Annotated in this window: 14 protein-coding genes; 5 read left to right on the forward strand and 9 right to left on the reverse strand. The window is 59.8% G+C overall.

Annotation, left to right across the window (positions count from 1 at the left end):
• Positions 1 to 67: 67 nt before the first annotated feature.
• Positions 68 to 436, reverse strand: a complete 369-nt coding sequence (locus tag KGB25_RS07935; protein ID WP_008040322.1) for a PilZ domain-containing protein — start codon at positions 434 to 436, stop codon at positions 68 to 70.
• A 159-nt stretch (positions 437 to 595) separates the two neighbouring features.
• Here KGB25_RS07935 and KGB25_RS07940 point away from each other — a divergent pair, with 159 nt between their 5' ends.
• The 3 genes from KGB25_RS07940 to yjiA all read left to right on the forward strand — a co-directional run bounded on the left by KGB25_RS07940 (position 596) and on the right by yjiA (position 4,008).
• Positions 596 to 2,662 (forward strand): carbon starvation CstA family protein, encoded by a 2,067-nt coding sequence (locus tag KGB25_RS07940; protein WP_008040323.1) that lies wholly within the window; start codon positions 596 to 598, stop codon positions 2,660 to 2,662.
• A 14-nt stretch (positions 2,663 to 2,676) separates the two neighbouring features.
• Positions 2,677 to 2,874: a YbdD/YjiX family protein gene (locus KGB25_RS07945; RefSeq protein WP_007895266.1), complete on the forward strand. Its 198-nt coding sequence runs from the start codon at positions 2,677 to 2,679 to the stop codon at positions 2,872 to 2,874.
• A 162-nt stretch (positions 2,875 to 3,036) separates the two neighbouring features.
• On the forward strand, positions 3,037 to 4,008 hold the full coding sequence (gene yjiA / locus KGB25_RS07950) for a GTPase (protein WP_008028882.1): 972 nt from the start codon (positions 3,037 to 3,039) through the stop codon (positions 4,006 to 4,008).
• A 95-nt stretch (positions 4,009 to 4,103) separates the two neighbouring features.
• On the opposite strand, the gene KGB25_RS07955 is transcribed toward yjiA, so the two are convergent.
• The 5 genes from KGB25_RS07955 to KGB25_RS07975 form a co-directional block, all read right to left on the reverse strand.
• Positions 4,104 to 4,793 (reverse strand): GntR family transcriptional regulator, encoded by a 690-nt coding sequence (locus KGB25_RS07955; protein WP_223434744.1) that lies wholly within the window; start codon positions 4,791 to 4,793, stop codon positions 4,104 to 4,106.
• A gap of 25 nt (positions 4,794 to 4,818) precedes the next feature.
• The gene (locus tag KGB25_RS07960; RefSeq protein ID WP_008040325.1) at positions 4,819 to 5,523 is read right to left on the reverse strand and encodes a FadR/GntR family transcriptional regulator; all 705 of its coding nucleotides are present in this window, start codon (positions 5,521 to 5,523) and stop codon (positions 4,819 to 4,821) included.
• A gap of 52 nt (positions 5,524 to 5,575) precedes the next feature.
• Complete coding sequence (locus KGB25_RS07965) at positions 5,576 to 6,889, reverse strand: C4-dicarboxylate transporter DctA (RefSeq protein WP_008040326.1); 1,314 nt, start codon at positions 6,887 to 6,889, stop codon at positions 5,576 to 5,578.
• Positions 6,890 to 7,216: 327 nt separating this feature from the next.
• A complete protein-coding gene (gene glyA / locus KGB25_RS07970) occupies positions 7,217 to 8,470 on the reverse strand; it encodes a serine hydroxymethyltransferase (RefSeq protein WP_008028869.1) in 1,254 nt (417 codons plus the stop codon).
• A 222-nt stretch (positions 8,471 to 8,692) separates the two neighbouring features.
• Complete coding sequence (locus KGB25_RS07975; RefSeq protein WP_192228010.1) at positions 8,693 to 12,541, reverse strand: bifunctional diguanylate cyclase/phosphodiesterase; 3,849 nt, start codon at positions 12,539 to 12,541, stop codon at positions 8,693 to 8,695.
• Between the two features lie 283 nt (positions 12,542 to 12,824).
• Between KGB25_RS07975 and ettA the strand changes: the two genes are divergently transcribed.
• Both ettA and gdhA read left to right on the forward strand, forming a co-directional pair.
• Positions 12,825 to 14,489, forward strand: coding sequence for an energy-dependent translational throttle protein EttA (gene ettA, locus KGB25_RS07980; protein ID WP_008028865.1), 1,665 nt, complete (start codon positions 12,825 to 12,827; stop codon positions 14,487 to 14,489).
• A 346-nt stretch (positions 14,490 to 14,835) separates the two neighbouring features.
• On the forward strand, positions 14,836 to 16,173 hold the full coding sequence (gdhA, locus tag KGB25_RS07985; protein WP_008028863.1) for an NADP-specific glutamate dehydrogenase: 1,338 nt from the start codon (positions 14,836 to 14,838) through the stop codon (positions 16,171 to 16,173).
• Here the strand turns inward: gdhA and KGB25_RS07990 are convergent.
• The 3 genes from KGB25_RS07990 to KGB25_RS08000 all read right to left on the reverse strand — a co-directional run bounded on the left by KGB25_RS07990 (position 16,170) and on the right by KGB25_RS08000 (position 19,236).
• Positions 16,170 to 16,664 (reverse strand): GreA/GreB family elongation factor, encoded by a 495-nt coding sequence (locus KGB25_RS07990; RefSeq protein ID WP_008037922.1) that lies wholly within the window; start codon positions 16,662 to 16,664, stop codon positions 16,170 to 16,172. The genes gdhA and KGB25_RS07990 overlap by 4 nt on opposite strands.
• A 70-nt stretch (positions 16,665 to 16,734) precedes the next feature.
• Positions 16,735 to 17,091 (reverse strand): hypothetical protein, encoded by a 357-nt coding sequence (locus KGB25_RS07995; protein WP_008037920.1) that lies wholly within the window; start codon positions 17,089 to 17,091, stop codon positions 16,735 to 16,737.
• 291 nt (positions 17,092 to 17,382) lie between these two features.
• Positions 17,383 to 19,236: a DUF4105 domain-containing protein gene (locus KGB25_RS08000; protein ID WP_223434745.1), complete on the reverse strand. Its 1,854-nt coding sequence runs from the start codon at positions 19,234 to 19,236 to the stop codon at positions 17,383 to 17,385.
• Between the last annotated feature and the right edge of the window lie 203 nt (positions 19,237 to 19,439).

Raw genomic sequence — 19,439 nt, forward strand, 5'->3', positions numbered from 1 at the left:
ATCATCGTTGAATGTTAAACAGCTATCGCGAGCAGGCTCACTCCCACATTGGATTGGTGTCGGGTTTTCAGACTTCGATCAGGGCACCCAACTCGCGCTCCAGCTCCTGCGGATCCCCCAGATTGAGCTCGATCAATCGCCGCAGCCGCTCGATGGATTCCAGGCTGATATATCGGCAAACGAATCCCAAATGGCGAGGATCGTCGTGCGTCAGTTGCACATCCATCTTGATGTCAAAGTCCTTGCTGAGATGAATGTCGACAGAAAACATCTTTTTCGGGTCGCCCAGCCACGGCTCGGGTCGCTCGATCAGTATTCCCTTGAGCGACAAGTCAATCAGCTTCACTGGCCAGATGAATTCCCCTTGGCAAAGCTCGGTTCGGGCATCGAACGCAATACGTTTGAAGCGGCGGCGATTGGCAGGGTGTTCGCTCATGGCTTATTCCTCTTACATGTCCGCTGACTATAGACCCGCATTGTCAAAGCCTGCCAGCTGACACGGGCGTCTAGACCAATGTCGGGTATGGCCTTTGCCGTCAGGAGAGCTAAACTCGGGGTGGCTGTCTTTCTTGTCCACCCTGGCTGGAATAAAAAAATGAAAAATAATAATAGCCCGCTACGCCACCTACCCTGGCTGCTGCTGGCAATCGTAGGAGCGTGCGCCCTTGGCGTAGTGGCATTGCGTCGAGGCGAGGCAATCAACGCCTTGTGGATTGTGGTCGCTGCCGTGGCCATTTATCTGGTTGCGTACCGTTATTACAGTCTGTTCATCGCTAACAACGTGATGCAACTCGATTCACGACGGGCCACCCCCGCTGTGCTCAACAATGATGGTCTGGACTACGTCCCTACCAACAAACACATCCTCTTCGGTCACCACTTCGCGGCCATCGCTGGCGCAGGGCCATTGGTCGGTCCAGTGTTGGCGGCGCAGATGGGCTACTTGCCCGGCACGCTGTGGCTGATTGCCGGTGTGGTGCTGGCCGGTGCGGTTCAGGACTTCATGGTCCTGTTCATGTCCACCCGCCGCAACGGCCGCTCCCTGGGCGACATGGTCCGCGAAGAAATGGGCCGCATCCCCGGCACCATCGCGCTGTTCGGCTGCTTCCTGATCATGATCATCATCCTCGCGGTGCTGGCGCTGATCGTCGTAAAAGCCCTGGCCGAGAGCCCGTGGGGCATTTTCACGGTGATGGCGACTATCCCGATCGCGATGTTCATGGGCATCTACATGCGCTACATCCGCCCGGGCCGCATCGGTGAGATCTCCATCGTCGGCGTGCTGTTGCTGCTGGGTTCGATCTGGCTGGGCGGGCAGATTGCCGCGGACCCGGTCTGGGCCAAAGCCTTCACCTTCACTGGCGTGCAGATCACCTGGATGCTGGTCGGTTACGGTTTCGTCGCTGCCTCTTTGCCGGTGTGGCTGATTCTGGCCCCGCGTGACTACCTGTCGACGTTCCTCAAAATCGGCACCATCATCGCACTGGCGATCGGCATCCTGGTGACCATGCCCGAGCTGAAAATGCCGGCGCTGACCCAGTTCATCGATGGCACCGGTCCGGTATGGAAGGGCGGCCTGTTCCCGTTCCTGTTCATTACCATTGCTTGTGGCGCGGTCTCGGGTTTCCACGCGCTGATCTCCTCCGGCACCACGCCAAAACTGCTGGATAACGAGGTCAACGCCCGTTACATCGGTTACGGCGGCATGTTGATGGAATCGTTCGTGGCCATCATGGCGATGGTTGCCGCTTCGGTGATCGAGCCAGGCGTGTATTTCGCCATGAACAGCCCGGCGGCCGTCGTCGGTGGTGACGTGGTCGCAGTTGCACAAACTGTCAGCAGCTGGGGCTTTGCAATTACCCCGGAAGCGCTGCAAACGGTGGCCAAGGACATCGGTGAAACCACCATCCTGGCCCGCGCCGGCGGTGCGCCGACCCTGGCGGTCGGTATTGCGCAGATCCTGCACAGTGTCCTGCCGGGTGAAAACACCATGGCGTTCTGGTACCACTTTGCGATCCTGTTCGAAGCGCTGTTCATCCTGACAGCGGTAGACGCCGGCACCCGTGCCGGTCGCTTCATGTTGCAGGACTTGCTCGGCTCCTTCGTGCCGGCGCTGAAACGCACCGAATCCTGGACCGCCAACCTGATCGCCACCGCCGGTTGTGTGGCGATGTGGGGCTGGTTGCTGTATCAGGGCGTGATCGATCCGCTGGGTGGCATCAACACCTTGTGGCCGCTGTTCGGTATCTCCAACCAGATGCTGGCCGGTATCGCGCTGATGCTCGGCACCGTCGTGCTGATCAAAATGAAACGCCAACGCTACGTCTGGGTGACCATGGTGCCAGCGGTCTGGCTGCTGATCTGCACCACCACCGCCGGCTTCATCAAGCTGTTCGACGCCAACCCGGCGATCGGCTTCCTGTCGCTGGCCAAAAAATACAGCGATGCGCTGGCCAACGGTCAGATCCTCGCCCCGGCCAAGGACATCACCCAGATGCAACACGTGATTTTCAACGCCTACACCAACGCAACGCTGACCGCGCTGTTCCTGTTCGTGGTGTTCAGTATCCTGTTCTATGCACTCAAGGTCGGCATTGCCGCCTGGGGTAAAAAAGAGCGCACGGATAAAGAATCGCCATTCCAGGCCTTGCCGGACGCGTAATCGAGGATTGCAGCATGTTCAATGACCTGAGTCGCCTCGGTAAATACCTCGGTCAGGCCGCGCGCCTGATGGTCGGCATGCCCGACTACGACAACTACGTCGAGCATATGCAGACCAAACACCCGGACAAACCGGTGATGAGCTACGAAATGTTCTTTCGGGAACGTCAGGAAGCCCGTTACGGTGGCAAGGGTGGGCCGAAGTGCTGTTGACCCGGTTGTCGGGTTAACAGCAATCCCTGTGGGAGCTAGCCTGCTGGCGATGGCGGCTGAACATTCAACATCACTGTTGATTGACAGTCCGCCATCGCTAGCAGGCTAGCTCCCACATTTGTTTTATGTTGTTTTCTAATTTTGTAAAGCAGGAGACTCCAGTTGTCCTCTCCCATCCCCGTCACGATCCTCAGCGGCTTCCTCGGCGCCGGCAAGACCACGCTGTTGCGCCACCTGCTCAAAGCCGAGCACGGCCTGAAAATCGCCGTGATCGAAAACGAATTCAGTGACGCCGGCATCGACACCCAACTGTTGGGCGACGAGCCAGTGCAGGTGATGACGCTGTCCAACGGCTGCGTCTGCTGCACCATCCACACCGACCTGACCAAGGCGCTCTACCTGTTGCTCGAACGCCTGGACAGTGGCGAAATCGCCTTCGACCGTCTGGTGATCGAGTGCACCGGCCTGGCGGATCCGGCACCGGTGGCACAAACCTTCTTCATCGACGAAGAACTGCGTGAGCGTTACATCCTCGACGGCATCATCACGTTGGTCGATGCAGCGCACGCCGACGTACACCTGACCCAAACCATCGCCCAGGCGCAGATTGGTTTCGCCGACCGCTTGCTGGTGAGCAAACGCGATCTGGTGGACGAGCCGACCTTCACCGCGTTGAGCGAGCGCCTGACCCGTATCAACCGTCGCGCGCCGATTCGCGTGGTCGACCACGGCCAGATCGATCTGGCCGAACTGCTCGATGTGCGCGGCTTCAACCTCAATGCCGACCTGGGTGGCGGCGTGAGTTTGCGCCCGGTCAGCAAAGCGCCTTCCATCGACCGCATTTCCAGCCTGGTGCTGCGCACCGACAAGCCGCTGGATATCGACAAGCTCAGCGAATTCATGAACGAACTGCTGGAAGAACATGGCAAGCAGTTGCTGCGCTACAAAGGCGTGCTGAACATCCTTGGCGAGCCGCGGCGCATGGTGTTTCAGGGGGTGCTGAAGTTGTATGGCTTCGACTGGGACACGGAGTGGGCAGAGGGCGAGGCGCGGGAAAGTGTGATTGTGTTTATTGCCGATGAATTGCCGGAAGAGAAGATCCGCGAGGGGTTTGCGCGGGTGGCGGCGGATTGAATCATTTCGTTGGTCAGTGATAACGCCTTCGCGGGCAAGCCTCGCTCCTACAGTCGGTGATATCCGTAGGAGCGAGGCTTGCCCGCGAAAGCGATCTAACCAGCAACACGATCCTGACTAAGCCCAAGTCCTGAGTTCAGCAATATTTCCTCAAGATCATCCAGGTGCCCGCTTAGCAGCGAGACCGCCTTCACCGCATCCCCACGCGCCACCGCATCCAGAATCGCGGAATGCACCCGCCAATCGCAATAACCCTCCACCGATACATCAAACTGCGCAATCGCCAGTGAAGTCAGTGGCACCAGGCTGCCCAGAAAATGCGCCAGCGGTGCATTCCCCGCCATTTCGGCCAGCTGCAGATGAAACGCCCCCGCCAACCTGATCGCCGAGCCATGCGCGGCACATTGGCGCTCGCGATCAATCAACCCACGCAGACACTTCAAGTCTTGCGCACGGGGCTGCTGGCACGCCAGCCGCACCACCGTGGTTTCGGTCAGCCGCCGCGCATGCAGCGTCTGCCGGACTTGCTCATGATCGAGCGCAGCGACTCGGGGACGATGGTGAGTGCGCAACACGATGATCTGCTGATGGGACAGCTGCGTCAGCACCCCGCGCATGTCACTGCGGCGAACGCCGAACATCTGCGCCAGGCTTTCTTCGGTAAAGCGACTGGCCGCATCGATGCGCTGTTCAAGAATGGCGTCGAAGACTCGCGAGTAGAGATCATCCGTCGGCGCGGGAAAGGGCAGGGCAACAAGAGTTTGCGCTGAAGCGAAGCTGTTCATGGCCTGTCTCCGGTTCCAAGAGGGTTCAGCTGCCGAGGTTGTCGTCCGGGATATTCAATTCGATGCCCATCCGCTGGCCTTCGCGAAGAATGTGCCGACGCATTTCGGCACTCGCCAGGGCGCTGTTTTTGCTGCGGATCGCGCGTACTACGGCTTCGTTTTCTTCGAGGCGTTCGGCCAGATGCTCAGGTGAGTTGCGCAGCACCTCGGCGCTTTGCTTGAGGGCGTTGCTGGTCTGCTGTACCACGCTCTGGAAAATCGGATTCGAGGTCAGCGTGAACAGCTCTTCGTGGAACGCGATGTAGGCGTTGACCCCGGCTTCGCTGTCGTTCGCCTCCAGGGCTTCGCGCATGTCCATCAGGGTCAGGCGCAATTGCCCGACTTCCTTGCTGCTGATCGACTGCGCCACCAGGCCGACGATAAACGGCTCAAGGGTGTAGCGCAGTTGCAGCACGTCTTCCAGGCTCGCACCGGCCACTGCACTGTCGTGGCTTTGGCTGTCTGTCAGTTGGGCATCGAGCACCACCACGCCTTTGCCCGGCATCGAGCGCACCAGGCCGAGGGTTTCCAGGACGATGACCGCCTCGCGCAGGCTCGGGCGGCTGATGCCCAGTTGCTCGGCCAGTTCACGTTGCCCCGGCAGCATCTCGCCGGAGCGCCATTGCCCACGTGCCAGCGCGGCACGAAGTTTTTCCACTACTGAATTTACGACGGTTGACGAGGTAATCACTGTTCGCTCCAAGTCGCGATAATGTGCCTGCCCATAGGCAGGCACACGTTGTTTAAAATTCCTGCTGGTGCGCGGGCGCGACCGGTTTTCGAGGCTGGAAGGTATAACCCACCTGACCGGAAAGCACCTTGTTTGCGCGTTGGATATCGATGTCTTTTTCCCATCGGGCGATGGCCACGGTGGCGACACAGTTGCCGATCAGGTTGGTCAGCGCGCGGCCGATGCCCATGAACCAGTCCACCGCCAATACCAGCACCAGACCGACCACCGGAATCGCCGGGATGGCCGTCAGTGTCGCTGCCAGAATCACCAGCGCCGAGCCGGGAATCCCGTGAGCCCCTTTGGAGGTGATCAGCGACACCAGCAAAATGGTCAGCAAATCAGTCATGGCCAACGGCGTGCCGGTGGCATTGGCGATGAACACAATGGCCAATGTCAGGTAGATCGAAAATCCGTCGAGGTTGAATGAGTAACCGGTGGGAATCACCAGCCCGACCGTCGAACTGCCGATGCCCAGATGTTCGAGCTTGCGCATGATTTGCGGCAGCACGGCGTCGGACGACGCGGTGCCCATGACGATCATCAGTTCTTCGCGCAGGTATTTGAGCAGTGGCCACATGCGCAGGCCGGACAGGCGCATCACCAGGCCGAGAATCAGCGCCACGAACGCGACACACGTCAGGTAGAAAAGACCGACCAGGCTGCCCAGGTGTTGCAGGGAGTCCAGGCCATATTTGCTGGTGGTGAAGGCAATTGCGCCGAACACGCCGATCGGCGCCAGGCGCACGATCATGCCCATGATGCGGAAAATCACGTGGCTCAGCTCATTGATCAGCCGGGAAATGCCCGACGCGGCTTCACCCACCAGGTTCAGTGCGCTGCCGAACAGCACTGAAAACAGCAGGACCTGCAGGATGTTGTTGTCGGCAAATGCACCGATCACCGAGGTCGGAATCAGGTCCATCAGGAACTGCGTAGTGGTGTGCATGTGCTGGCCGCGCTGGGCGATGTCGCCCATGTCGGCGGCAGACAGCTGCTCCAGATGAATGTTCGCGCCGCTGCCGATGCCGGTGCTGAAGGCGAACACCAGGCCAATCACCAGGGCGATGGTAGTCAGCACTTCGAAGTAGATCACCGATTTGAGGCCGATGCGCCCGACCTTCTTCAGGTCGCCGGCACCGCTGATGCCGCTGACCACCACGCAGAACACGATCAGGCCGATGAGCATCTTGATCAGTTTGATGAAACCGTCGCCGAGGGGTTTGAGCTGGGCGGAGTATTCGGGAAGGGTCAGCCCGCAGACGATGCCGAGCACCAGTCCGAGAACCACTTGAAGGAAGATTGAACGCGAGCACCATCTGAGCATGGGAGGAATCCTGGTCGGTGTCCTGGCTGCCGTGCGCTGCACGCATCAGATTCAGGACTTAATTATTGTGGTCTTACCGGTATGTCCAGTGCAGGCGCAGTCTACGCCGGATTTTTTTACGATTACAAGTGAAAACCTGAAAATTGGCATGACCGGTCTGACCAGCGAAGCTGGGTGTGTAGGAGCCGGCTTGCTGGCGATGGCGCCCAAAAGATCAATGCAAGGCTCAAGAACAAGCGCTCCAGCCAGCCGGCACCCACAAATCGCAGGCGAAAAAAAACCGGCCATCACTGGCCGGTTTTTTCTAACTACGGTCTAGCGGTGCAATTAAGCGCCGTACACCGGCAGCTTCTTGCAGATAGCCTTGACCTTCTCACGAACGGCGTCGATCACCGCTTCGTTGTTCAGGTCAGCCAGGATGTCGCAGATCCAGCCGGCCAGCTCTTTGCACTCTGCTTCCTTGAAGCCGCGAGTGGTCACAGCCGGAGTGCCGAAGCGCAGGCCGGAGGTGACGAACGGGGAACGTGGATCGTTTGGCACGGAGTTCTTGTTCACGGTGATGAACGCTTTGCCCAGAGCGGCGTCAGCGTCTTTACCGGAGATTTCCTGCTTGATCAGCGACAGCAGGAACAGGTGGTTTTCAGTACCGCCGGAAACCACGTCGAAACCGCGCTCGATGAAGACGCTGGCCATGGCCTGGGCGTTTTTCACCACTTGTTGCTGGTAAGCCTTGAACTCAGGCTGCAGCGCTTCCTTGAAGCAGATCGCTTTAGCGGCGATCACGTGCTCCAGCGGGCCACCCTGGGCGCCCGGGAATACTGCGGAGTTCAGCTTCTTCTCGATGTCGGCGTTGGCGCGAGCCAGGATCAGGCCGCCACGTGGACCGCGCAGGGTCTTGTGCGTGGTGGTGGTCACGACGTCAGCGAATGGCACCGGGTTCGGGTAGACGCCAGCGGCGACCAGACCGGCCACGTGGGCCATGTCGACGAACAGGTAGGCGCCAACCTTGTCAGCGATTGCGCGGAAGCGCGGGAAGTCGAGGATCTGCGAGTAGGCAGAGAAACCGGCCACGATCATTTTCGGCTTGTGCTCAACGGCCAGGCGCTCGACTTCGTCGTAGTCGATCAGGCCATTGGCGTCGATGCCGTACTGAACGGCGTTGTACAGCTTGCCGGAGGACGAAACGCTGGCACCGTGGGTCAGGTGACCACCGTGAGCCAGGCTCATGCCCAGGATGGTGTCGCCAGCTTGCAGCAGGGCCAGGTAAACGGCGCTGTTGGCTTGCGAACCGGCGTGCGGCTGAACGTTGGCGTAATCGGCGCCGAACAGTTCTTTGGCACGGTCGATGGCCAGTTGCTCAACGACGTCGACGAACTCGCAGCCACCGTAGTAGCGCTTGCCCGGGTAGCCTTCGGCGTACTTGTTGGTCAGTACCGAGCCTTGAGCTTCCATCACCGCAGGGCTGGTGTAGTTTTCCGAAGCGATCAGCTCGATGTGTTCTTCCTGGCGCTGAGCTTCTTGCTCCATGGCGGCAAAAAGATCGGCGTCGTACTTGGCAATAGTCAAATCACGGCTGAACATGGCGGTCCTCAAGGATCGGGGCAGAAAAGGGGGGCATTCTAACCCAATGGGATTTAGATGGCATATGAAAGGGCATCATGTCGCAGACAAGTGGGCTTCATGTCGGGATCAGCGGTGATCATGCCGCCCACATCGCCGGCAAGCCGGCTCCTACAGGGGAACGCATTCCAAATGTAGGAGCCGGCTTGCCGGCGATGGCGTCATTTGCCTCACCACAAAATTTCAGTCGAACATGAAGAGCGCATCATTACTGAACTGCGCTTCAAACCGTCCCGCCGGCATCGGCCGCCCGAACAGGTAACCCTGAACCTCATCACAGCCATGCTCACGCAGGAAGTCCAGCTGCTCATGGGTTTCCACGCCCTCGGCGATCACCGCCAGGTTGAGGCTGTGGGCCATGGCAATGATTGCCCGGGCGATCTGCGCGTCCTGTTCACCCGACGGCAAGCCATCGACAAAGGTACGGTCGATCTTCAGCACGTCGATCGGGAACTGCTTGAGGTAGTTGAGCGACGAATAACCGGTGCCGAAGTCGTCGACCGCGATGCTCAGCCCGAGGTTTTTCAGCCCGGCCAGAATCTGCATCGCCTCGCTGACTTCGCGCATCAGGATACTTTCGGTCAGCTCCAGCTCCAGGCACGCCGGCGGCAGGCCTGTTTCCTTGAGGATGGTGGCGATCCGCGTGCCGAGCTGGCCGTCGGAGAACTGCCGGGCAGAGATGTTGACCGATACCTTCGGCACCCGCACCTTGGCCTGATGCCAGGTCTTGAGCTGACGGCACGCCTCGCTGATCACCCAGTCGCCGACGTCCACCACCAGGCCCAGTTCTTCGAGCACCGGAATGAAATCCCCCGGCGGCACCAGGCCACGGCGCGGATGACGCCAGCGCAGCAAGGCTTCGGCACCGGTCAGGCGTTTGCCGTCGCCGCTGAATTGCGGCTGGTAGTACAGAACGAATTCGTTCTGCTCCAGGGCGTGACGCAAGTCGCTTTCCAGCTCCAGGCGCTCGAGGGCGCTGGCGTTCATGTCCGCCTGATAGAACTGGAAGTTGTTCTTGCCGCGTTCCTTGGCGTGGTACATCGCGGTGTCGGCGTTCTTCATCAGCTGACTGAGTTCGTTGCCGTCCTGCGGGCTCAGGGCGATGCCGATACTGGCGGTGACGAAGAATTCGCGGCCTTCAAGCACGAACGGTTTCACCAGGCTGGCGAGAATCTGTTCGGCCACGTGAATCGCCCGATTGAGGGCGATTTCACGGTTGGCCCGCGGTTGCAGGAGCAAGGTGAATTCGTCGCCGCCCATGCGCGCCACGGTGTCGTCGTCATCGACGCAACCGAGCAGGCGCGTGGCCATTTCCTTGAGCATGCGATCGCCGGCGGCGTGGCCCAGGGAGTCGTTGATCGGCTTGAAACGGTCGAGGTCGAGGAACATCAGCACCACCCAGGACTTCTGCCGTTCCGCCGATTGCAGCGCGGTGTGCAGGCGGTCCTGGAATAGCGTGCGGTTGGGCAGGTGCGTCAGGGCGTCGTAATAGGCGAGGCGGTGAATCCGTTGTTCACTGGCCTTGCGCTCGCTGATGTCGCTGAAGAAACACACGTAACTGGCCAGATCGCCTTCATCGTCGAGCACCGCCGTGATGCCGACCCACGCCGGGTAATGCTCGCCGTTACGACGCCTGAGCCAGACTTCGCCTTCCCAGGTGCTGTGCTGATTCAATTGCTTGAGCACATAGCGCAGGTGCGCTTCCTGCTGCTCGTCGACGGTCAGCATGTTCGGCAACTGGTCGAGCACTTGCTCCACCGCATAGCCGCTCACGCGACTGAACGCTTCGTTGGCCTGCACGATGTAGCCTGCCGGGTCGGTGATCAGGATCGCCGACGTCGAGTGTTCGAATACCGTGGCCGCCATGCGCAGGTCTTTCTCGGCGCGGCGTTGCTGGCTGATGTCGCGACCGACACCGAGCACGCCTTCGAAGGCACCGTGTTCGTCCCAGACCAGCACCAGCCGCAACTCGATCGGAATCTTGCGCCCATCGGCACGCAGGCAGTCGAACAGGAACAGTTGGGTCTGCACCTGGCTGCGCAACAGCGCCAGTTGGTCGGGTTTGCCCAGCGCTTTGCTGACGCGGTCCATCAGGTTGTAGATGCCGGTCAACTGTTGCGGGTTGGCGATGGTCGACTGCCAGCCGTTCTGGAAAATCCAGTCGGTGTCGTAGCCCAGCACGGCTTGCACCGACGGGCTGACGTAGTTGAGCGAGAGCTTGCTGTCGGTGGAGAAAATCACGTCGCTGATGCTTTCGGCGAGCATCCGGTAGCGCTGCTCGCTGTCGCGCAGGGACTCACTGGCCTCGATCTGCTCGGTGATGTCCTTGGCCACGCCGATGATCCGTGTGACCTGGTCGTGTTTGTCCCGCGCCAGCGCCTGTTCACGAATATCGAAACGCCGCCATTTGCCGTTGCGGTGACGGAAGCGCAGTTGGCATTGCAGCAATTGCGTATAGCCCGCGTGCCGCTGGGTCTGTCGCGCGCGGTGGTAGTGGTCGGCATCTTCGGGGTGCAGCAGGATTTCCCAGAAGTACTCGCCCATCTGGTGCAGCTCGGTGCGGTTGTAACCGAGTGTCTGGCCCAGGTGGTGGTTGCTGAAGATCATGCGCTGGCTGATCACGTCCTGGACGTACAAATGATCCGGCACGGTGCGCACCACGTCGGACCAGAACCCTTCACGCTCAAGCAGCGACAGTTCGATGAGCTTGCGACTGGTGATGTCGCTGATGCTCAGGATCACCGCTTTATAGTCGTCCTGGTTTTCCGGCAGGCGCATCACCAGCCACAGGTGCTGATCGCGGCCATTGGCGTCTTGCAGTTTTATTTCCAGCTCGAACTGTTTCTGCTGATTGAGTACCGCTTCGAGCACTTGATTGCCGATGGCGGTGCCATCCAGCGGATTGCCGTCGATCAGCAACTTCCAGGCTTGTTCACAGGAATTGACGTTGAGCAGTTGCAGGGCGACCTGGTTGACCTCGGTGATACGCAGTTCCTGCAACAGTTGCTGGCGCTGTTCCGGGGTTTCCAGCCAGGCTTGCAGGTGTTCGGTGCTGAGCAACTGGTTTTTGTCGAAGACGTTCTTGAGACCAGACACATCGAGCACACACAGGGCGACGCCGGTGCCTTCGAAAATATCCTGATAGCGCCGGCGACCTTCACTCACCTGGCGCTGACGACGGCGTATGTTCAACAGGGCGATCAGCGGCAGCAGAGAGAGCGCCAGCCCCAACAGGCATTTACCGATAAACGCCGGCAGCAGTTCCTCGATCACACGTTGCCGGTCGAACAACCCGCGCAGTTGCCAGTCGCTGCCGGTCAAGGGGACCGTCAGCACGCTGTTGGCCACATCATTTGCGGTCAGCTCGCTCGGCTTGGCCAGGGGCTGTGAATCATCGCGGCTGATGACCTGGTGATTGACGCGGTTTTCCACCAGCCACATTGGGCGGATACCGGCCTCGCCTGGTTTGGTCAGTGACGAGAAAAAGCTCGGCGTCAGGCGCAGGACCCAATAGCCCCGAGAGCTGCCGCTGGCTTGATGCAGCAACAAGTGCACCACCGAACCGTTATCGGCGTTGCTGAAATAATGTGCCTGGGTACGGCTGCGGCGTACCAGCTCGACGAGGTAGTCGGCGTCGTCGCTGTCGGCGGTGGTGTCGCTGATGACTTTCCCTGAGGGGCTCAACAACGCGAGGCTGCGCAGGTCGGGCAAGGACTTTTGCAGCTTGCGCAGCAGCTCCTGCTGTTCGTCGGCGCTTTGCGGCTGTTCGACGATCGGTAGCAGGTTGAGGGCGATCTGCGCATTGAGCGACATGTTCAGGCTGACTTGTGCAGCCAGATCGGCGGTGTAGTCGATGGTGTATTGGCGCTGGTTTTTCTGGGTTTCGCGCAGCTGATCCAGCAGTTGCCAGAACAGCAACGCGAGCAGCAAAAGCACGAGTGTCGCCAGCGCGCCCTTTAATGTTCCGCGCAGGGGGGAACCGGACACAGCAGTCGGTGCACGGGTGGTCAAGGGCGGAGTGACATTAGACAAACTGTAATCCTGCGATTTAGCTGGACTGGCGCGACGTGCACTATAAGCCGGACGCCCGGAGGGCGGCTAGCATGCCTTGAGTTGTGGCAAAGTGCCAGACCCTCCCGGCTGGACTGCCTTCTGTCAATAAGGTAGCTTTGCCGGTTACGCGGGAGCGTTCCAGCTCCTAGAATCAGGTTTTTTCAGCGCGCAGCATTGATACCTATCAGTCGTCGACGCGCACGGCCTGGCCGGGCATCGCCTGCGCTCCAATCATTCATCTGTCACTGACCCAAGGTTCTCCATGGCTCAATACGTCTTCACCATGCATCGGCTGGGCAAAGTTGTTCCGCCGAAGCGGGAAATCCTGAAAAACATTTCGCTGTCCTTCTTCCCCGGCGCCAAGATCGGCGTGCTCGGCCTCAACGGTTCGGGTAAATCCACGCTGCTGAAAATCATGGCCGGCGTCGACACCGAGTTCGAGGGCGAAGCCCGTCCGATGCCGGAGCTGAACATCGGCTACCTGCCACAGGAACCGATCCTGGACCCGACCAAGACCGTGCGTGAAGTGGTCGAGGAAGCGGTCAGCGTGATCAAGAACGCCCAGGCACGCCTGGACGAGGTCTACGCGGCTTACGCTGATGAAGATGCCGACTTCGACAAACTGGCCGCCGAACAGGCCAAGCTCGAAGCCATCCTGCAAGCCAGCGACGGTCACAACCTGGATCGCCAGCTGGAAGTCGCCGCCGATGCGCTGCGCCTGCCGGCCTGGGACGCCAAGGTCGAATTCCTTTCCGGTGGTGAAAAGCGTCGTGTGGCCCTGTGCCGCCTGCTGCTGTCCGCACCGGACATGCTGCTGCTCGACGAACCGACCAACCACCTGGACGCCGATTCCGTCGCCTGGCTGGAACACTTCCTCCACGACTTCCCGGGCACTGTCGTTGCGATCACGCACGACCGTTACTTCCTGGACAACGTTGCTGGCTGGATCCTCGAGCTCGACCGCGGCGCCGGTATCCCGTACGAGGGCAACTATTCGGGTTGGCTTGAAGCCAAGTCCGATCGTCTCGCTGCCGAATCCAAGCAGCAGTCGGCCCACGAAAAAGCCATGAAGGAAGAACTGGAATGGGTGCGCAAAGGCGCCAAGGCCCGCCAGTCCAAATCCAAGGCACGTCTGCAACGCTTCGAAGAAATGCAATCGCAGGAATTCCAGAAGCGTTCGGAAACCAACGAGATCTACATCCCGGCCGGTCCGCGCCTGGGTGACAAGGTCATCGAGTTCAAGAACGTTTCCAAGGGCTATGGCGATCGCGTGCTGATCGACAACCTGTCGTTCTCCATGCCTAAAGGCGCCATCGTCGGCGTGATCGGCGGTAACGGTGCCGGTAAGTCGACGCTTTTCCGCATGCTGATGGGCAAGGAACAACCGGATTCGGGCAGCATCGAAGTCGGCGAAACCGTGCAACTGGCCTGCGTCGATCAGAGCCGCGAAGACCTGGACGGCAGCAAGACTGTGTTCCAGCAAATCTCCGACGGTTCGGATCAGATCCGCATCGGCAACTACGAGATCCCGTCGCGTACCTACGTCGGTCGCTTCAACTTCAAGGGCGGCGATCAGCAGAAGTTCGTCAAGGACCTGTCCGGTGGTGAGCGCGGTCGCTTGCACCTGGCCCTGACCCTGAAAGAGGGCGGCAACGTCCTGCTGCTCGACGAACCGTCCAACGACCTCGACGTTGAAACCCTGCGTTCCCTGGAAGAAGCCCTGCTGGACTTCCCGGGCGCCGCCATTGTGATCTCTCACGATCGGTGGTTCCTTGACCGCGTCGCGACGCACATCCTGGCGTACGAAGACGACTCGCAAGCAGTGTTCTTCGAAGGTAACTACACCGAGTACGAAGCCGATCGCAAGAAACGCCTCGGCGAAGCGGCTTCCCAGCCGCATCGTGTTCGGCACAAGAAACTGGCCTGATTTCGGGTTGGTTGCATGAAAAAACGGAGCCTTCGGGCTCCGTTTTTTTATGGGTTTTTTCAGGTACACCGAGGTGCATTCATCGCGAGCAAGCTTTGCTCCTACAGGGGACGCGATCAACTGTAGGAGCAAAGCTTGCTCGCGAAAGCGGAATCACTACTGGTGCATGATCCAATTTGTGAATCCCTTTTTAGGTGCGAAATCAGCCTGAAAATGGAAGTTATTTATATCCTGCGCACCATTTAATTTCATAAACGCGACATTTTGCTCTATTACTGTGCGCACTCCGTTTGCTAAAGTCCGGCCCAATCTCTTCCAACGACAATAAATTTGCCGAGACTTTTCCATGATCGAATCCGTCGAAACCTTCCTTGCCCGACTGAAAAAACGCGACCCGGACCAACCTGAATTCCACCAGGCCGTCGAAGAGGTCCTGCGCAGTCTGTGGCCATTTCTCGAAGCCAATCCGCATTACCTGACCTCCGGCATTCTGGAGCGGATCTGCGAGCCGGAGCGGGCGATTGTGTTCCGTGTTTCCTGGGTCGACGATCACGGCAAGGTGCAGGTCAATCGCGGGTTCCGCATCCAGATGAACAGCGCGATCGGTCCGTACAAGGGCGGCTTGCGTTTCCATCCATCGGTGAACCTCGGCGTACTGAAATTCCTCGCCTTCGAACAAACCTTCAAAAACTCCCTGACCTCGTTGCCCATGGGCGGTGGCAAGGGTGGCTCGGACTTCGACCCGAAAGGCAAAAGCGACGCGGAAGTCATGCGCTTCTGCCAGGCCTTCATGAGCGAGTTGTACCGCCACATCGGTGCAGACGTTGACGTGCCGGCTGGCGACATCGGCGTCGGTGCCCGCGAGATCGGTTTCCTGTTCGGCCAGTACAAGCGCCTGAGCAACCAGTTCACCAGCGTGCTGACCGGCAAGGGCCCGAGCTATGGCGGCAGCCTGATTCGTCCGGAAGCCACCGGTTTCGGCTGCGTGTACTTCGCCGAGGAAATGCTCAAGCGCAGCGGTGAAGCCGTCGAAGGCAAGCGCGTAGCGATCTCGGGTTCCGGTAACGTTGCGCAGTACGCGGCGCGCAAGGTCATGGATCTGGGCGGCAAGGTGATTTCGCTCTCGGACTCCGAAGGCACGCTGTACTGCGAGGCGGGTTTGACCGAAGAACAGTGGCTGGCGCTGTTGGAGCTGAAAAACGTCAAGCGTGGACGGATCAGCGAGCTGGCCACGCGTTTCGGTCTGGAGTTCCGTGCGGGTCAGTGCCCGTGGGACTTGGCGTGCGACATCGCGCTGCCCTGCGCCACTCAAAACGAACTGGATGCCGAGGCCGCGCGCACGTTGCTGCGCAACGGCTGCATCTGCGTGGCGGAAGGCGCGAACATGCCGACCACCCTGGAAGCCGTGGACCTGTTTATCGAGGCTGGGATTCTGTTCGCGCCGGGCAAGGCGTCCAACGCCGGCGGTGTCGCAGTGAGCGGGCTGGAGATGTCGCAGAACGCCATGCGTCTGCTGTGGACCGGCGGGGAAGTGGACAGCAAGCTCCACGGGATCATGCAGTCGATCCACCATGCGTGCGTGCATTACGGCGAAGAGAACGGCCGCATCAACTACGTCAAAGGCGCGAACATTGCCGGTTTCGTCAAGGTCGCCGACGCCATGCTCGCCCAGGGCGTGGTTTAAGCCGGTTCGATGCGGATGATTTCGATCGTCTGATCGCCGGCCGGGCGTTGCCACAGCACCTCGTCGCCGAGTTGCGCCCCAAGCAATGCCCGGCCCAGCGGTGAACCCCAGTTGATCAGGCCCGCAGACGCGTCGGCCTGGTCTTCCCCGACCAATTGCACGGTTTGCTCGGTGCTGTGCTCATCGGCGAAGGTCACGCGGCTGCCGATCTGCACCTTTTGCGTTGAACTGGCGGCGGTCACGACCTGAGCGCTTTGCAGGCGCTGATTGAAGTAGCGCAAATCCCGCTCAAGGTCCACCAGGCGTTGCTTGTCGGCCTGCTCGCCTTTGGCCGATTGTTCATTGTGCAATTGTTGCAACCCGGCAACTTTTGCCTGCAACTGGGCAAGGCCTGCGGGCGTGACGTAATTGGGCTGCGTGCTGACCTGCCGTTCGACGGGCTGATCAACTTGCGCGGCGGCGTTATCTTCATTGACGAAGGCGCGACTCATGGTTTCCTCCCGTTATAGGGTTTAGGCCATGGTCACAGGCTTTTAGTTTCGGCGGATGTCTGTCAGCGACTCATTGCGAGCGAAACGCACGGGCGGCGTCCTGATCTTTCTGCTGTTGCCAGGCTTTTTCACGTTCGTCCCAATGGTGGCTACGATAGTCCTCGCGGTCTTCGCTTTCGCGCATGGCCTGGCATTGGCGGAAGCCATCGCTCCAGCCTTCGGCGTATGGCTTGTCCTTGAGATACCGCGGCACGTTCTTGCGAAATTCACCGGTGATCGCCCCGGCAGCCTGTCGACCACTGCTGCAGCCGTCATCGAAACCATCGGCGAAGGCCGGAGGATAACCCTTGGCAATCAGGTCTTCGTGAGTCGTCTGGCAACCCGCGCACAACAGCAACACACCCATCACACCCACACAACGCCACATCTCGGACTCCCGGCCGTTCAACGGCCTATGGTTCAAGTCTAGAAGTGCATTCGTGAGACCTTCGTGAAAGACCTGTGATGAATCCGTTGAACAACACAGATCCCTTGTAGGAGCCGGCTTGCCGGCGATGGCATCAACACGGTCGTTCAGTTACACCGCAATGACGCCATCACCTGTAGGAGCCGGCTTGCTGCGGGCGGCGTTCCGACGATCGCATCAACACGGTCGTTCAGTTACGCCGCGGTGATGCCATCGTCGGAACGCCGCCCGCAGCAAGCCGGCTCCTACAGGTCAGTAGTGATACCACTTCAGCTCAAGCATCACTTCATTCTCAGGTGTGGCCAGATGGCTGAATTCGCGCTGGGCGCTCAGACGCAGACCCAGGTTGCGCGACAATTCCCACTGCTGGTTCAGACTCAAACTACGGCGCACTTCGCCATTGGTGAAGAAATCCCCCTTGGCCTCCAGGCTGAAATTGCCCAGCGGATTCTTCCATAGCACACCGCTGTTGAAACCCGCCGCCGGGGCGATGAAACCGGCGAAGTCGTTATTGTGTTCGACGCGCACGGTGCCCAAGGCAAAACCGAGCATGTCGTCGCCCAGTTGCCACGTGCCGCCACCACCGCCATTGACATGACTGACGAGGGTTTCATCGTCATGTTTGCCCGGCACCCGCTCCAGGCCGCCGGTGACCTGCCACGACAGCGGTTGCAGCAACTCGTTGCGCGGGGTCAGGGAGCGAATGGTCGCCAGATCCAGTTGCTGCAACTGCCACTGATTGCCTTCGTACTGGCGCAGTTTCATTTGCAGGATTTCGATCTGCGCGCCGAGGGGAAAGCTTTCCGAGTTGTCGTTGAGATCGTGATACGCCATGCGCAGGCCATATTCGCCAAAGGCCTTGTCGCCCCGGGTGCCGAGGCCGGCCTGCCATGTGCGCGATTCATGGCCATCTTCGGGCAAGCCCGGTTGCGGGATGTCCAGCTCCGGCGCCGGGTTCTGGTTGATCGCCCGCAGCAATTCAAAACTGCGCTGAGCCCGCTGCGGGTCGCGTTCCTGGCCGTTGGCGCGGTAGCGTTCGAGCCGGTAAGCCGCGTCGATGATCAGTGCCTGACGCTCGCGCGATTGCGCCTTGAACGCCGGCTCCTGCAACTGTTTCTGGTCGGCGCTGACTTTCAGTACCCACTGCTGCTCTTCAGGATTCAACGGTTCGGCGCGGCTCAGCAGTTCGCGTTCGCGGGACGGCCGATACTGGATGGATTCCACCAGGCCGGCTTCTTTCACCGCTTTGACCGTGTCGGTGGGAATGGCGGTCAGCGGGAATTGTTCGGTCAGGCGCAGGCTTGGACGCGCCACTTGTAGCAGTTCCAGCAGGCGATAGGAGCAGTTTTCGTCGAAGAAGAAATAGTCGAACTGGATCTGCTTGAGTTCCCAGACGTGCTCGACCATGCGCTCGGTTTCTTGCTGCGTCAGGTTCAGCCGGTATTCCCACAGGTCACGGTTTTCGAGGCTGCGGTATTCCGAGAGTTTTTCCTGATACGGCACCAGCGCAAACAGGCCCGGGTAGCCGCCCATCAAACCTTTCCAGGCGTAGAGAATGCTGTTGTCGGAACCTTCGATGTAGGCGCCGAAGTTGATGGCATAGCTGAGCAATGACGTCTTGTCGCTCTGCACATCCGCCTGATCGATGCGCAGCAGCGTGTGGCCGAACATCGATGACGGACTGTTTAAGTAGGCTGCCGGGAAAATCATCACCGCGCTGTGGGGCGAGACATCCTTGAACCATTGCTTGAATTCGGCACAGTCCAAGGCCGGCAAGTCAGTCAGGTTGAGTTGCGCCTTGAGCCAGCGGGTACGCGCCGGGTAGACGCATTGCGCATGTTTTTCGCCGGCACTGGCCGGGGCGTACAGCGCCTGCACGGTGGCCGCCAGTTCGCGGTCGGGGTGTTCGTTGCCATCGGGCGCCAGAAAGAACTTCCTGTCGCTGACATAGCTGCGCCAGCCACCGAGCTTGGCGGTTTCGTAATGCCCCAGGGAAATCCAGAAGGGGTCGTTGGCCAGTTGCTGCAAACGTTGATTGTCGATGTGAGGCGCGGCGGACAGCGGGGCGCAGACACAGAGCGCCAGCCAGGCAAGGCGTTTGAGCATAGTGGGCAACTTAAGTCGAAAAAAATAAAGACCCGGTACGGAAGATCCGTCCTTGTAGGAGCCGGCTTGCTGGCGATGGCAGCGCCGCGTTGTATCTGGACAACCGCGTTGATGCGATCGCCAGCAAGCCGGCTCCTACAATTGAACGATATGGCCGAAAGAGGGCAGGTCCAAAAAAATAAAACCCGCTCCCCGAAAGGAGC

Source organism: Pseudomonas sp. BF-RE-21 (assembly GCF_019947305.1).
GTDB lineage: Bacteria > Pseudomonadota > Gammaproteobacteria > Pseudomonadales > Pseudomonadaceae > Aquipseudomonas > Aquipseudomonas migulae.

Excerpts from the sequence above, each read along its gene's own strand:
- KGB25_RS07935 (WP_008040322.1), bottom strand. The coding sequence starts at position 436 with ATGAGCGAACACCCTGCCAATCGCCGCCGCTTCAAACGTATTGCGTTC.
- KGB25_RS08000 (WP_223434745.1), bottom strand. The coding sequence starts at position 19,236 with ATGCTCAAACGCCTTGCCTGGCTGGCGCTCTGTGTCTGCGCCCCGCTG.
- KGB25_RS07945 (WP_007895266.1), top strand. The coding sequence starts at position 2,677 with ATGTTCAATGACCTGAGTCGCCTCGGTAAATACCTCGGTCAGGCCGCG.
- KGB25_RS07990 (WP_008037922.1), bottom strand. The coding sequence starts at position 16,664 with ATGAGTCGCGCCTTCGTCAATGAAGATAACGCCGCCGCGCAAGTTGAT.
- glyA (WP_008028869.1), bottom strand. The coding sequence starts at position 8,470 with ATGTTCAGCCGTGATTTGACTATTGCCAAGTACGACGCCGATCTTTTT.
- KGB25_RS07940 (WP_008040323.1), top strand. The coding sequence starts at position 596 with ATGAAAAATAATAATAGCCCGCTACGCCACCTACCCTGGCTGCTGCTG.
- ettA (WP_008028865.1), top strand. The coding sequence starts at position 12,825 with ATGGCTCAATACGTCTTCACCATGCATCGGCTGGGCAAAGTTGTTCCG.
- KGB25_RS07995 (WP_008037920.1), bottom strand. The coding sequence starts at position 17,091 with ATGTGGCGTTGTGTGGGTGTGATGGGTGTGTTGCTGTTGTGCGCGGGT.
- gdhA (WP_008028863.1), top strand. The coding sequence starts at position 14,836 with ATGATCGAATCCGTCGAAACCTTCCTTGCCCGACTGAAAAAACGCGAC.
- KGB25_RS07965 (WP_008040326.1), bottom strand. The coding sequence starts at position 6,889 with ATGCTCAGATGGTGCTCGCGTTCAATCTTCCTTCAAGTGGTTCTCGGA.
- KGB25_RS07955 (WP_223434744.1), bottom strand. The coding sequence starts at position 4,793 with ATGAACAGCTTCGCTTCAGCGCAAACTCTTGTTGCCCTGCCCTTTCCC.